Below are 12,751 nucleotides of genomic sequence, written 5' to 3'. Positions count from 1 at the left end.
CTACGGCTCCCGAACTTCGGTCTCGTCGGCGCCACACCCTCGCTGTCATCGCCCGGCTTTGACCGGGCGATCCAGTACGCCGCGGCGGCTGTGATAGAGCCGAGACGCTGCGGAGTACTGGATCCCCCGCTTTCGCCGGGCATGACAGCAGATGTGGCCGCTACCGCACCGTGCTCGCGGGCTGCGCCTGTGCCGTGCCGCCGCGCATGCGGGCCAGCAGCTCCGCGGTCGGCCAGGAATCGGCGGGCAGGCCGTATTTGATCTGCATCGCCTTCACGGCTGCGCGGCTCTGCTGGCCGAGAACGCCGTCGATCTTGCCGACATTGAAGCCCGCCTGGACCAGCAGCTGCTGCAATTGCTTGAGCTCGTTGAACGGCAATTGTGCGACCGGCGTCGCCGGCTTGCGCATCGGCGCTGCACCCGCGATGCGCGAGGCGAGATAGCCGGCGGTGGTCGAATAGATCAGCGAGTTATTCCATTCGGTATAGGCCGCGAAATTTGCGTAGGCCATGAAGGCCGGACCAAAGCGTCCCATCGGCAGCAGCACGGAGGCCGGAAGATTGTCGTTCGGCAGCGGCCTTCCGTCGGGATAGGTGACGCCGAACTGCGCCCATTTCGAGCGCGGCAGCTGCACGCTGAGATCGGTCTGATCCCACGGCAGGTTCTGCGGCACCTTGATCTCTTCCAGCCACGGCTCGCCGCGCCGCCACTTCAAGCCGTTGGCGATATAGTTCGCGGTCGAGCCGATCACGTCGGCCTCGCTGCGCAAGAGGTCGCGCCGTCCGTCGCCGTCATAGTCAACGGCGTAGTTGACGTAGTGCGTCGGCAGGAATTGCGTCTGGCCGAGCTCGCCGGCCCAGGAGCCGATCATCTCGTCGGGCGTGAGATCGCCGCGATCGATGATCTTCAGCGCGGCGATGGTCTCGTTCACGAACATCTCCGAGCGCCGGCAGTCATAGGCGAGTGACACCAGCGATTTCAGCGTCGGCAGATTGCCCATATTGGCGCCGAAGTCGCTCTCCAGGCCCCAGAACGCGGCGATCACCGCCGGCGGCACGCCGTACTCCTTCTCGGCGCGCGCAAACGCTGCCGCGTGCTGCCTGATGTGCTGCTGGCCGTTCTGCATGCGATAGGGCGCGGCCATGCGGCCGGCGAATTCGGTGAAGAGCTGGCCGAACACGCGCTGGCCGCGGTCGCGATTGACGATGCCCTGGTCGTAGACGAGGTAGGGCGACGCCTCCGATATCGTCCGCTGCGACACGCCCGCCGCGACCGCCTGCTGTTTCACCTCGGCGAGGAAGCGATCGAAGCTCGCTCCGTTGTGGCACGAGGCGGCGCGTGGCGACGGTGCCGTCGTCCTGGGCGCCGCAGGCTTTGCGGGCGGTGGCACGAGCTGGGCCGAGGCGGGAAGGGAGAACACGGCGAGGGTAACGGCCGCGATCGCAAATCGGGTCAGGAGCATGAGGTTTCCGAAAGGGGGGAGACGCTTGGATTCTTGACGAAGTTTAATGGAATGATCGCCCGCAAACCATCCCTTCGTCATTCCGGGGCGATGCGCAGCATCGAACTACGGGGCGCGATTGCGCCCCTGAGAATCTCGGGATTCCGGGCTCGCCCTTCGGGCGCCCCGGAATGACAATGCATGGTTGAGCCAGTGCCGCGGCTCCGCGACGCACCCTGAAACCTTGCGCCTTAGCAGGGGGCGTTCCTACCTGATGTCTGCCGGCCCGCAGTGCCTTGGGCGGCCATCGCCGGCGCTGGAGACGAGCCATGAACTATCTGCGTACAGCGATGCTTCTCGCGGGCCTGACCGCCCTGTTCATGGGCGTAGGCTATCTGATCGGCGGCGCCTCAGGCGCCATGATCGCGCTTGTGATCGCGGCCGCGACCAATCTCTTCACCTACTGGAACTCCGACCGTGCGGTGCTCTCGATGTACGGCGCCCATGAGGTCGACCGCCATAGTGCGCCGGAGCTGGTCGGGCTCGTCGCCGAGCTGGCGGGCCGTGCGGGCTTGCCGATGCCGCGCGTGTTCCTGATGGACGAGGCGCAACCCAATGCGTTCGCGACCGGACGCAATCCCGAGAACGCCGCCGTGGCCGTCACCGTCGGCCTGATGAACCAGCTGAGCCGCGAGGAGCTTGCCGGCGTGATCGCTCACGAGCTCGCACACATCAAGAACCACGACACGCTGCTGATGACGATCACCGCGACCATCGCGGGCGCGATCTCGATGCTGGCGCAGTTCGGCATGTTCTTCGGCGGCCATCGCGACAACAACGGTCCCGGCATCGTCGGTTCGATCCTGATGATGATCCTGGCGCCGCTCGGGGCCATGCTGGTGCAGATGGCGATCAGCCGCACCCGCGAATATGCCGCCGACAATCTCGGCGCGCGGATCGCAGGGCAACCGATGTGGCTCGCCTCGGCGCTGCTCAAGATCGAGAGCGCCGCGCATCAGGTGCCGAATTATGATGCCGAGCGCAATCCGGCGACCGCGCATATGTTCATCATCAATCCGCTCTCGGGCCACGGCGTCGACAATCTTTTCGCCACCCATCCCTCGACGCAGAACCGCATCGCGGCGCTCCGGCAGCTCGCGGCCGAGCTCGGCACGCATGCGATGCCCTCGGTCGGCGCCGTCGAGAACTATCCGCCGCACGGCCCTTGGGGCCGCTCGTCCTCGCGCGGGCCGTGGGGATGAGCTTGCGCGTAGCGCCGGCGTATTCTGATCGCGCTGCAATTCGAGCGGGAAATTTCTGATGCAACGTCGCATTGCCGGCACCTGTCGCGATCTGGCCCAGGGAACGGCAGGCGGGCAGGACCCCGCCTGGCCCGGCCACGCATTATGCTGCCATTGTGATCTGGCGCACAGAGGGCCCTCTCGGGGGGTGTTAACACCTCACCCAGAGTGTTCCTTCGAAAGGGGATGTGTGACCGGCCTGTCGGTCACCGCCAAAGATGACCAGAGTTGCCGTGCCATTGTTGATCGTGCTGGGCTTGGCCATCGGCCTGTCCGTGCATACGGTCGTGAATTGCGGCGACGAGGACGAGCCCGACATCTGCTCGGCCGTGATTGGCTTTTCGCCGTTGCGCGGCTCTCTGATCGCCTTCGCCTATGAAGGGCGCGGGCGGATCGCGCTCCGCCACGGCGACAACGCCCGGGCGATCGCCGATTTCAATGAGGCTATCCAGCTCAATCCTAACCGCGCCTCGCTCTACCGCGACCGCGCGCGGGCGTACCGGCAGAACGGCGAGCCGGAGCTTGCGATCACCGATTATGACGAGGCGATCGCGCTTGATCCAAAGCCAGCGGCGCCCTATCGCGAGCGCGGCCTTGCGCTCATCGCCAAGGGCGATCTCGATCGCGCCATTCTCAGCTACAGCACGGCGGTGCGTCTCGACCCCCGCGATGCGCAAGCCCGCATCGACCGTGGCCTCGCATTCCTCGCCCGCGGCCAGGCCATTGAGGCCCGCGCCGATTTCGAAGCCGCCCTTGCGCTACCTTCCGGCAAGGACAGCCGGGCCCATGACGCCGCGCGCGCCAAGCTCGCCGAGCTCACCAATTCCGAGCCGACCAAGGTCTCCACACCGCGACGGTGAAAGCGCCGGCTACTTCGCCTTCTTGGCTTTTGCCGCCTTCGCCTTCTTGGCCTTCTTCGCGGGCTTGTCCTTTGCTGGCTTGTCCTTGGCCGGCTTTTCCGACTTCACCTCGACGGGCGTGCTGGCGGCGAGCCGCATCGCGCGGGCGTAGCTGTCGGCGACGTTGTCGGCGGACATCTGGAGGCGCCGCGCGGCGGCGGTGGCCTGCTCCATGGTGGCCTTGGCCATCATCTTGAAGCGGGCGCCGGTCTCCTGGCTCTTGGCCTTGGCCGCGAGGCCGCTGAAGCGATCCCGCCGCTCCTTGGCGCGGGACATCAGGCCCGTCTGCAGCTGTCTGGCCAGTTGCCGGATCACGACATCCAGGTCGGCGTCCGCCATGTCTTCTATCCTCTTCGAAACAGTCCAATCGATGCGGCGGGACTATGCAGATCAGGCCCCGCCTTGGCAATTGCCGCCCGTGCGTCATCCGCAGCTTCCGGCCTTACAAAACGAAAAAAGCCGCGCATGTCGCGCGGCTTTTTGGCATCAGGTTGGCGCTCGCAGCGCCAGTGCGAACTCGCTTCAGCGAGGCGACCGGTCCGCTCGAGGCCGCTGCCGGGTCCGGGTCGAAGCCGAACACGCCGATCAGATATTTGTAATAGTCCGGCATCTTCTCCTTGAGCGTCTCACGGGTCTTGGGATCCTGGTAATCGCTCTTTCCCGCCAGGAAAATGCTCGCGGTCACCGCGAAGAATTCCATGTGATTCTTCATCGCATAGGCCTCCTTGGGCAGGAGATCCTTGGACTTGGCGTAGGCGTAATAGCTGATCACGCCCTTGTTGGCGTAGCCGTCCGGCAAGAGCCGTGCGTGATAGGCGTGCAGCATTTCGTGCAGCAGCACGGCCTCCTTCTCGTAACGCATCATGTCCGGCCGGATCATGATCACGCCGAGGCCGGAATCGACCGCGAGGTCGACGGCATTCGGATTGGTCCAGCGCTGCTTGTCATGGTCCCACACCGTCAGGGTGCGAGGGGTGGTGCGCTGGATGTCCGGCGTGACCCGGCCGTAGCAGGCGGTCGCGGCGCCTTCGTCGAGGCAGGCCAGCTCGCTCGCGATGATCGGAACGGTGTGGAAGAAACGCATCACGCGCGGCGACAGGCCGGAGGCCTCGACGACGTCGATCTGCTGCTTCAGATTCTCGGTGAGCTTGTCGAGGTCCTTGCGATCGGACGCCTCCGACACGTCGAACATGTAGCCGCGGTAGCTCTGGAAGCCCGGCGGCAGCGCGGCTGACGCGACGTCGAGCGAGCCGGCGTTGGACGGATTGGCAAAGAGCGCGCCGACAATGGTCGCGGTCAGCAGCAACGCAATGCGCATGATGAACCCCCTGATGTCACTTCACGCGGCAGGATAGGCTGCCGTTGTTTGCGAAAAGTGAGTGGGGCGAGACTAGGGCAGCGATGTTGAGGCGTGCTTAATCCCTGGTTGCAGATCGCGGGCGCAAGTTAGGGCCGGGTTAACCAAGCCGTAGATCGGCCGCGCGCTTCGGCGTAACATGCGAACGGGCCCCAAGCCCCACATCAGTAGCCGGAAGGGAGGATGCCATGTATGCCGCCATCCGTCAGGCCAAGGCGAAGAGCGGAAGCGCCGAGGAGCTGGCGCGCCGGATCAAGGACGGTGCCGTTCCGATCATCAGCGACGTCGACGGCTTCAGGGCCTATTACGTGGTCTATGCCGGCGACGACACGGTGACCGCGATCTCGATCTTCGACAAGTTCGAGCAGGCCGAAGAGGCGAACAGGCGCGCCATCGCCTGGATCGAGAAGGATCTGGGCTCGCTGCTGGCCGGTCACGCCAGCGCCGCCGCGGGGCCGGTGATCGTGCATACGCTGGCGTGAGGGCGCGAGGCTCGCGCCACACTCTCCGCTGTCATCGCCCGGCTTGATCGGGCGATCCAGTATTCCGTGACAGCAGCGATAGAGTCGACAGGCCGCGGCGTTCGCGGGGCAGGACCGAGGTGGGAGGTCACAACTCCCTTGCATTCGAGAACGCGAACGAACTCACCCGCCGCGTGGTCTCATCCAAAATCAGCGTGCGGGTGATCGGCGGCTCGGCGCGCTGGGCGCAGTTTTCGCGCTCGCAGAGCCGGCAGTTGACGCCGATCGGCGTGCCTTCCGTCTTCTCCAGGTCCATGCCGGCGGCATAGGTCAGGCGCGCGGCGTGGCGAATCTCGCAACCGAGGCCGATGGCGAAGCGCGGCTGCGGCAGCGGGTGCGGCGCGATGGGACGGCGTACCATCTGCGCGATCGAGAAATAGCGCGTGCCGTCGGAGAGCTCGATCACCTGCTTGAGCAGGCGATCCGGCGTGTCGAAGGTCGAGTGCACGTTCCACAGCGGACAGGTGCCGCCGAATTTCGAGAACGGGAATGTGCCGGAGGAAAAGCGCTTGGAGACGTTGCCGGCATTGTCGACGCGCAAGAGGAAGAACGGAATGCCGCGTGCATTCGGCCGTTGCAGCGTGGTCAGGCGATGGCAGACCTGCTCGAAGCCGGAATTGAAGCGCTGCGCCAGCACGTGGATGTCGTAGTTCAGCGCCTCGGCGGCGGCGAGGAAGGCCGGGTAGGGCATCATCACCGCGGCGGCAAAGTAATTGCCGAGCGTGATGCGGAACAGCCGCCGCGGCGCATCGTCGAGCGGGCCGGCGCGGCCGATGATGGTCTCCAGGGCTTGCGCGCATTCGCCTAAGCCCAGCTGGAAAGCGAGCTGGAAGGCGCGGCCGGGCGGATCGACCAGCTCCGAGATCAGCAGCTGGCGGCGGTGGCGGTCGAAGCGCCGCAGCGTCTCGCGCATCACGTCGACAGGCATGATCCGGGTCTGGATCGAATGCTTCTCGCGCAGCCGCGCGGCAAGCGCGGCGTAAAGCCCTTCGGCCGGCACGTCCAGCTCATCGCGAAGCGTCTCCGCCGCCTGCTCCAGCTCGGGGAAATAATTGCGGTTGGCCTCGATCAGCTCGCGCACGCGCTCGACCGGATTGGCCTCATAGCGGGTGCCGACGTCGCGGTCGGCCATTTGCGCGGCCGCCAGCGTCTCGCCCTGGCGCGCCTCGGTATAGGCCGCGTAGAGCCGTTGCAGCGCATGGGTGACGCCGGGACAGAGCTCGGCGAGGTCGCGCAGCTCCTGCTTGGGCACGTCGATCTGGCGGAACAGCGGATCGGAGAAGATCTCGTTCAGCTCGGCGAAGAAGCGGTCTTCATCGGCGGTGGCGAGATCGCGCAGATCGAGGTCATAGGTCTCGGCCAGCCGCAGCAGGATCTGCGCCGTCACCGGGCGCTGGTTCCGCTCGATCAGATTGACATAGCTCGGCGAGATGCCGAGCCCCTCGGCGATCTGGGTCTGCGACAGCCCCAATTGCTGCCGGATCCGCCGGAAGCGCGGACCGACGAACAGCTTTTTCCCTGACTCGGCGGGCATTTTCAGTCCTCCAGACCAATCAAGGTCAGTCCTCCTGACCTATAATTTACAAAATTTACAAAATAACATCTATTACATGTTCTGATGTTACATGACATCACCATTCAAATACAAGGCCTCTGTACGAACTTCTCTTTCTCGCGTTTATCTCGTGTCACGCATTTCGCAATGCATTGTCAAAAATGTCGATGACGCAGCGCTTCGCTTCGTCATCCGTCGAGAAGGATCAGGCACATGAACTACCAGCCCCGCGGCATCAGCACCCTTCAGGGCCCGGCCTCGTATCAGAGCGAGATCGAGGCGGCCCAGGCGCTCCTCAAGACCCAGCCGACCTGGAACGGGGTGACGGCTGAGGCTGTCGCGCGCATGCGCCTGCAGAACCGTTTCAGGACCGGCCTCGACATCGCCCGCTACACCGCGGCGCTGATGCGGGCCGACATGGCGGCCTATGACAACGATCCGACCAAGTACACCCAGTCGCTGGGCTGCTGGCACGGCTTCATCGCCCAGCAGAAGCTGATCTCGATCAAGAAGCACTTCGGCGGCAGGACCGATCGCAAATATCTGTACCTGTCCGGCTGGATGATCGCGGCGCTGCGCTCCGAGTTCGGCCCGCTGCCCGACCAGTCGATGCACGAGAAGACTTCGGTGCCGGCGCTGATCGAGGAGCTCTACACCTTCCTTCGCCAGGCGGATGCCCGCGAGCTCAACGATATCTTCCGCAGCCTCGACAAGGCGCGCAAGGAAGGCGACACCGCGCGCGAGAAGGAGCTGATCGCGAAGATCGACGCCTTCCAGACCCATGTCGTCCCCATCATCGCCGACATCGACGCCGGCTTCGGCAACGCCGAGGCGACCTATTTGCTCGCCAAGAAGATGATCGAAGCGGGCGCCTGCGCGCTGCAGATCGAGAACCAGGTCTCGGACGAGAAGCAGTGCGGTCACCAGGACGGCAAGGTCACCGTGCCGCACGAGGTGTTCATCGCCAAGATCCGCGCCTGTCGCCACGCTTTCCTCGAGCTCGGCGTCGAAGACGGCATCATCGTCACCCGCACCGACTCGCTCGGCGCCGGCCTGACGCAGCAGATCGCGGTCAGCCACCAGCCGGGCGACATCGGCGACCAGTACAACAGCTTCCTCGATTGCGAGGAAATCACCGCGGAGAACGCCAAGAACGGCGACGTCATCATCAACCGCAACGGCAAGCTGATGCGTCCGAAGCGGCTGCCCTCGAACCTCTACCAGTTCCGTCCCGGCACGGGCGAGGACCGCTGCGTGCTCGACAGCATCACCTCGCTGCAGAACGGGGCGGACCTGCTCTGGATCGAGACCGAGAAGCCGCATATCGAGCAGATCGCGAAGATGGTCGACCGCATCCGCAAGGTCATCCCGAACGCCAAGCTCGCCTACAACAACTCGCCGTCGTTCAACTGGACCATCAACTTCCGTCAGCAGGTCTACGACGCGTGGAAGGAAGCCGGCAAGGACGTCAGCAAGTACAGCCGCGCCGAGCTGATGAAGCCGGAATATGACGATACGCCGCTGGCCGCCGAAGCCGACGAGCGCATCCGCACCTTCCAGGCGGATTCGGCCAAGCGCGCCGGCATCTTCCACCACCTGATCACGCTGCCGACCTACCACACGGCCGCGCTGTCCACCGACAACCTCGCACGCGAGTATTTCGGCGAGCAGGGCATGCTCGGCTACGTCAAGAACGTGCAGCGCCAGGAGATCCGTCAGGGCATCGCCTGCGCCAAGCACCAGAACATGGCCGGCTCCGATATCGGCGACGACCACAAGGAATACTTCGCGGGCGAAGCGGCCCTGAAGGCGGGCGGCGCCCACAACACCATGAACCAGTTCGGCTAACGCACCTCGACAGGAGACTGACAATGACCAAAGGCAGCAATTTCTGGGTGATCGGCGGCGAGTTCGGCTCGATGAACTTCCACAAGCTGGTCGAGGGCTCGGCCCAGGTGCAGGGCCCGTTCAAGACCCGCAAGGAAGCCGAAGACGCCTGGCGCTCGGTTTCGGAAGAGAACCGCCACAAGGCCGGCGTCCGCTTCTCGATCGTGGAAGAGCCGTCGCGGGTCTCGGCCTGACGGCCAGCTGACAAGTCTCAAGAAGACGTCCAAGGACGGAGGGTCCCATCCGGCGCAAGCCGGGTGGGATCGTCTGTTTTTGGCACATATCAGCGGCCTGTGGGCACCGTAAGTATCTGGAATAATGGGCCCTTTGCGGGGGGTCTGGTTGCTGATAGGTTAACGGGTAGAGTTGAGGACAGGGACGACAATGTCAGAGCCCGAGACCAGCGGTATCAATCCCGGCCAGCCGCGCCCGGTGCGGCTGCGCGATGCGCTGCTCCGCGCACGGATCGAGGCTGCCGACCGGACCGGGGTGGTCGTCGATCTCAGGGACGCCGAAGTGGCCCGGCTCGAGATCCTCAACGACGCGCTCGATCCGCTGTTCGCCCAGGTGCCCGACAGGATCGATCTGTTCGACCGCGGCATCAGCCAGGGTGATACGCCGAGACTCTGGATCGACGTCGTCGCCCATATCATGATGGGACGCGACAAGCGGCAGTACCGCTTCGTCCAGGACACCCGCTTCGGCCGCATCGTGCTCGCCGAATCGCACGACACCGCCGTGATCGTGGACGCCGTGACCGACTACGTCGCCCGCCGCATGATCGAGCGCGAACATGCGATGGTGGTGCCGCCAGAGCCCAAGGAGGAAGTTGCGGAGCCGCCGCGCCGCTCGCGCCTCTGGCCGTTCCTGTTCGGCTTCATCCTCGGGGCCGCCGCGCTGTTCGGTGTCGCCGTGCTCGCAGCGCTGCGGAGCTGGTGAGGACGCTGCTCGTAGCCCGGATGGAGCGAAGCGCAATCCGGGAAGCCTGTCGCTGCGGATGCACTGCCCCGGATTACGCTGCGCTCCATCCGGCCTACGAAGCGGGCTCATGCTTCGCATGCCCCGGAATGACCGCATCGGATCACATCACCCGAGCGCGCTTGATCTCGCGGATCTGCAAGCCATGATCGATGCTCCGCACGATCTGCTCGCAGCGCCAGCCTTCATTGTCCTTCTCGATCGCAAAAAGATTGTAGGCCGCCGCAGGATAACGCCCATGCGCGAGCGCGGAAGCCGATGGCACGCCGATCGCGGGAATCTTGCCGTTGGGGCCTTCGAACCACATCGTCGAATGAATGTGGTCGTGCCCGTGCAAGACCAGCTCGACACCCCGGCGCTTCAGCAGCGCCAGCAGCCCGGCCGAATCCGTCAGCCGCTTCTGGCGCGCGTCGGACTTCAGGGGATGATGCACCAGCAGCACGCGGAAGACGTCCTCGGTCGCAAGCTGCTCGAGCACCTGTTCGAGGTCAGTGAGCTGATCGCGCCCGAGCGTGCCCGTCGCCATCAAGGGCAGCGTCGGCACCGCGCTGGAGAGACTGATCAGCGCAACCGGGCCGCGCCGGCGCACGCCGGGAAAGCCGATGCGGCCGTCGTCATCTGCAAGATAGGGCGCAAAGGTCTCGCCGAAGCGGTGACAGGTCGCGCGGACATAGGCGTCGTGATTGCCGGGGATCGTGGTAACGCGGTCAGGCGGACCGACTTCGTCGAGCCAGGCGCGCGCCGGCGCGAACTCCGCCTCCATCGCCAAATTGACGAGATCCCCCGTAACGGCAATGTGGTCCGGCGCCTGCGCCCGCACATCGGCGACGAGCGCATCAAGCACCTCGCGGCGCTGGTATTTATGGCGGTTGCGTGTCCAGTTGACATAGCCGAGCGCGCGCTTGCCGGCGAGCTCGGTCAGCCGCGGCTTCGGCAGCGGCGGCAGATGCGGGTCGGACAGATGGGCAAGCGTGAAGGGTGCCATGAAAGATGTCATCCGCGCGATGGCCTCGCTATTCCGATGCCGTAATGGCAAGGTCTCCGGCAACGTGCAAGGAAAGCCTGAAAGAGCCAAGCCTGAAAGAGGAAAGCCTGAAAGACTGATGGGAGAGCCTCTGCGCCGGATCCGACGGAAATTCGAGCCGCTGCTGCGGCGGTTCTTCCATGCCTATTTCCTGGTGGTCCGCGGCATGACGCTGGGCGTTCGCGCCGTGGTGCTCGATGCCGACAACAAGGTGTTCCTGGTCAAGCATAGCTATGTCTCTGGCTGGTATTTGCCGGGGGGCGGGGTCGATTTTGGCGAGACCATGGAACAGGCAATGCGCCGCGAGCTCAAGGAGGAGGGCGACATCGACCTGACCGGAGAGGCCGTGCTGCATGGCATCTTTTTGAACAGCCACGTCTCCCGCCGCGACCATGTCGCGGTCTATGTCGTCAGGCATTTCCGCCAGGACCGGCTACCCGAGCCCAACCGCGAGATCATCGAATGCGGCTTCTTCGACGCCGCCGCGCTGCCGGAGGAGGTGACTCCAGGCACTCGCTTAAGGATCGCCGAAGTGCTCGATGGTAAGCCCGTGATGGCGACGTGGCGCTGATGGCCGGCTATGCTAGTGAACTGAACCGGCGCCACGGAAACCTGATGAAATCAGCAAAACTCGCCTTCGGCCTCATCTGTCTTGCGATCCTCGCCAGCAACATTTGGGGAATGTCGCGATGGAGCGAGGCGCGTGGGGTCTATGACGACATCTGCTATCTCAGGCAGGCCCATCTGTTCCAGCGCTTCGGCATCAGTGGGCTCGATACCAACGCAGTCGGGGACGACGACCGTTATTTCGAAGGCAAGTTGAAGGAGATCGCGTTTTCCGAATGGAAGGATCCGATCCGCTGGCCCTGTCACAACCCGATGCCTGGTGGCAAGGTGGTGTTGCAATATCCGCCGGGCACGGGTTTCCTGCTGGCGCTGTTTCCGGAAGGCCACCAGGTGGTGCCGCTCTACATTGCCGCGAACCTGATTGTTGGCGGGCTGGCGCTATCAGCTATTGCAATGGCGAGAAGCCTGCCATCGCTCATTGGCGCAGGCGTGTTCGGCGCGCTTGCGATCGGTCTCATGATCAATCCCGCCAAGGCGAGCTATTCGGTGGCGCCGACCATGGCGCTGTGCGCTGTTGCAGGTTTGCTGACCGCGGTGTGGCTGAGCCGGGACAAACGCAGCGTTCTGCTGCTGATCGCGTTGATCGGGCTCCTGCTCGGCGCCTCCGTCAATCTCAGGCTGCCGAACGCGCTGCTCGCCGCAGGCTATTTCCTGTTCCTCGGCATTCCCTTCCTGTGGACGCGCTCGCTCGCGATCTTCGTGCAGGGACTTGCCTTCGGTGCAGGCGTGCTCGTCGGCATGGCGCCGACGCTGGCCGCGCAGGCCATCAACGCCGGCAGCGCGCTGGCGACCACCTATGGCAGCGCCGACGTGGTTGCGCCGGCGTTCGATCTTGCCGTGTTCGTCCAGTATCTGCGCGACATGCAAATCGTGCTGATCGTGCTCGCGATCGGCGCGACGCTTTGGCTGCTGTGGGCCGGTGAACGACATGTGCGACAGGCCGCGTTCGTCGTTGCCGGCAACCTCGTCGTCAATCTCGCATTTTTCATGACCCACCCGATCTTCACACCATACTATGTCGTGCCGATCACGATGCTGTCGCTGTGGACGCTGTCGTTTGCGCAGGTGTTAGAGCCCGCCGCGGCGCCCATGGCCGCATCGGTCCGGAGCGCAGCGGCGAGCCTTGGACCGCTGCCGCGATGACGCCCCAGCCGGCGCTGA

13 protein-coding genes are annotated in these 12,751 nt (G+C 64.7%); 8 read left to right on the top strand and 5 right to left on the bottom strand.

Annotated features, from left to right (window positions below; genetic code table 11):
- Nucleotides 1–160: 160 nt before the first annotated feature.
- Entirely contained in the window at nt 161–1,462 is a 1,302-nt protein-coding gene (locus tag XH80_RS18180) for a lytic murein transglycosylase (protein WP_271599740.1), read from the bottom strand.
- 308 nt (nt 1,463–1,770) lie between these two features.
- On the opposite strand from XH80_RS18180, the gene htpX reads away from it, so the two are divergent.
- A complete protein-coding gene (htpX, locus tag XH80_RS18175; protein WP_271599739.1) occupies nt 1,771–2,703 on the top strand; it encodes a zinc metalloprotease HtpX in 933 nt (310 codons plus the stop codon).
- Nucleotides 2,704–2,960: 257 nt separating this feature from the next.
- Complete coding sequence (locus tag XH80_RS18170) at nt 2,961–3,602, top strand: tetratricopeptide repeat protein (protein WP_271599738.1); 642 nt, start codon at nt 2,961–2,963, stop codon at nt 3,600–3,602.
- A 9-nt stretch (nt 3,603–3,611) separates the two neighbouring features.
- Here XH80_RS18170 and XH80_RS18165 read toward each other — a convergent pair whose 3' ends face one another.
- Nucleotides 3,612–3,980 (bottom strand): hypothetical protein, encoded by a 369-nt coding sequence (locus tag XH80_RS18165; RefSeq protein WP_271599737.1) that lies wholly within the window; start codon nt 3,978–3,980, stop codon nt 3,612–3,614.
- A 103-nt stretch (nt 3,981–4,083) separates the two neighbouring features.
- Entirely contained in the window at nt 4,084–4,959 is an 876-nt protein-coding gene (locus tag XH80_RS18160) for a hypothetical protein (RefSeq protein ID WP_271599736.1), read from the bottom strand.
- 227 nt (nt 4,960–5,186) lie between these two features.
- Between XH80_RS18160 and XH80_RS18155 the strand changes: the two genes are divergently transcribed.
- Nucleotides 5,187–5,480 (top strand): antibiotic biosynthesis monooxygenase, encoded by a 294-nt coding sequence (locus tag XH80_RS18155; RefSeq protein ID WP_045005289.1) that lies wholly within the window; start codon nt 5,187–5,189, stop codon nt 5,478–5,480.
- Nucleotides 5,481–5,607: 127 nt separating this feature from the next.
- On the opposite strand, the gene XH80_RS18150 is transcribed toward XH80_RS18155, so the two are convergent.
- Nucleotides 5,608–7,053, bottom strand: a complete 1,446-nt coding sequence (locus XH80_RS18150) for a helix-turn-helix domain-containing protein (protein WP_271599735.1) — start codon at nt 7,051–7,053, stop codon at nt 5,608–5,610.
- A 234-nt stretch (nt 7,054–7,287) separates the two neighbouring features.
- On the opposite strand from XH80_RS18150, the gene XH80_RS18145 reads away from it, so the two are divergent.
- The 3 genes from XH80_RS18145 to XH80_RS18135 all read left to right on the top strand — a co-directional run bounded on the left by XH80_RS18145 (nt 7,288) and on the right by XH80_RS18135 (nt 9,900).
- Complete coding sequence (locus tag XH80_RS18145; RefSeq protein ID WP_271599734.1) at nt 7,288–8,922, top strand: isocitrate lyase; 1,635 nt, start codon at nt 7,288–7,290, stop codon at nt 8,920–8,922.
- A 23-nt stretch (nt 8,923–8,945) separates the two neighbouring features.
- Nucleotides 8,946–9,155 (top strand): DUF4170 domain-containing protein, encoded by a 210-nt coding sequence (locus XH80_RS18140; protein WP_008137787.1) that lies wholly within the window; start codon nt 8,946–8,948, stop codon nt 9,153–9,155.
- A 190-nt stretch (nt 9,156–9,345) separates the two neighbouring features.
- The gene (locus tag XH80_RS18135) at nt 9,346–9,900 is read left to right on the top strand and encodes a hypothetical protein (RefSeq protein WP_271599733.1); all 555 of its coding nucleotides are present in this window, start codon (nt 9,346–9,348) and stop codon (nt 9,898–9,900) included.
- A 142-nt stretch (nt 9,901–10,042) separates the two neighbouring features.
- Here the strand turns inward: XH80_RS18135 and XH80_RS18130 are convergent, their stop codons facing one another.
- Complete coding sequence (locus XH80_RS18130) at nt 10,043–10,924, bottom strand: metallophosphoesterase family protein (protein WP_271599732.1); 882 nt, start codon at nt 10,922–10,924, stop codon at nt 10,043–10,045.
- A 118-nt stretch (nt 10,925–11,042) separates the two neighbouring features.
- On the opposite strand from XH80_RS18130, the gene XH80_RS18125 reads away from it, so the two are divergent.
- Complete coding sequence (locus XH80_RS18125) at nt 11,043–11,534, top strand: NUDIX domain-containing protein (protein ID WP_271599801.1); 492 nt, start codon at nt 11,043–11,045, stop codon at nt 11,532–11,534.
- Nucleotides 11,535–11,578: 44 nt separating this feature from the next.
- Entirely contained in the window at nt 11,579–12,733 is a 1,155-nt protein-coding gene (locus XH80_RS18120) for a hypothetical protein (RefSeq protein ID WP_271599731.1), read from the top strand.
- Nucleotides 12,734–12,751 lie beyond the last annotated feature (18 nt).

Origin of the sequence: Bradyrhizobium sp. CCBAU 45384, from assembly GCF_028128665.1 — a bacterium.
GTDB lineage: Bacteria > Pseudomonadota > Alphaproteobacteria > Rhizobiales > Xanthobacteraceae > Bradyrhizobium > Bradyrhizobium manausense.
The sequence above is the reverse complement of the archived record's forward strand: the minus strand, read 5'-3'. Positions and strand labels throughout refer to the sequence as shown.

What these genes read in the sequence shown, in the direction of transcription:
- XH80_RS18180 (WP_271599740.1), bottom strand. Translation starts at nt 1,462, where the DNA reads ATGCTCCTGACCCGATTTGCGATCGCGGCCGTTACCCTCGCCGTGTTC.
- htpX (WP_271599739.1), top strand. Translation starts at nt 1,771, where the DNA reads ATGAACTATCTGCGTACAGCGATGCTTCTCGCGGGCCTGACCGCCCTG.
- XH80_RS18170 (WP_271599738.1), top strand. Translation starts at nt 2,961, where the DNA reads ATGACCAGAGTTGCCGTGCCATTGTTGATCGTGCTGGGCTTGGCCATC.
- XH80_RS18165 (WP_271599737.1), bottom strand. Translation starts at nt 3,980, where the DNA reads ATGGCGGACGCCGACCTGGATGTCGTGATCCGGCAACTGGCCAGACAG.
- XH80_RS18160 (WP_271599736.1), bottom strand. Translation starts at nt 4,959, where the DNA reads ATGCGCATTGCGTTGCTGCTGACCGCGACCATTGTCGGCGCGCTCTTT.
- XH80_RS18155 (WP_045005289.1), top strand. Translation starts at nt 5,187, where the DNA reads ATGTATGCCGCCATCCGTCAGGCCAAGGCGAAGAGCGGAAGCGCCGAG.
- XH80_RS18150 (WP_271599735.1), bottom strand. Translation starts at nt 7,053, where the DNA reads ATGCCCGCCGAGTCAGGGAAAAAGCTGTTCGTCGGTCCGCGCTTCCGG.
- XH80_RS18145 (WP_271599734.1), top strand. Translation starts at nt 7,288, where the DNA reads ATGAACTACCAGCCCCGCGGCATCAGCACCCTTCAGGGCCCGGCCTCG.
- XH80_RS18140 (WP_008137787.1), top strand. Translation starts at nt 8,946, where the DNA reads ATGACCAAAGGCAGCAATTTCTGGGTGATCGGCGGCGAGTTCGGCTCG.
- XH80_RS18135 (WP_271599733.1), top strand. Translation starts at nt 9,346, where the DNA reads ATGTCAGAGCCCGAGACCAGCGGTATCAATCCCGGCCAGCCGCGCCCG.
- XH80_RS18130 (WP_271599732.1), bottom strand. Translation starts at nt 10,924, where the DNA reads ATGGCACCCTTCACGCTTGCCCATCTGTCCGACCCGCATCTGCCGCCG.
- XH80_RS18125 (WP_271599801.1), top strand. Translation starts at nt 11,043, where the DNA reads ATGGGAGAGCCTCTGCGCCGGATCCGACGGAAATTCGAGCCGCTGCTG.
- XH80_RS18120 (WP_271599731.1), top strand. Translation starts at nt 11,579, where the DNA reads ATGAAATCAGCAAAACTCGCCTTCGGCCTCATCTGTCTTGCGATCCTC.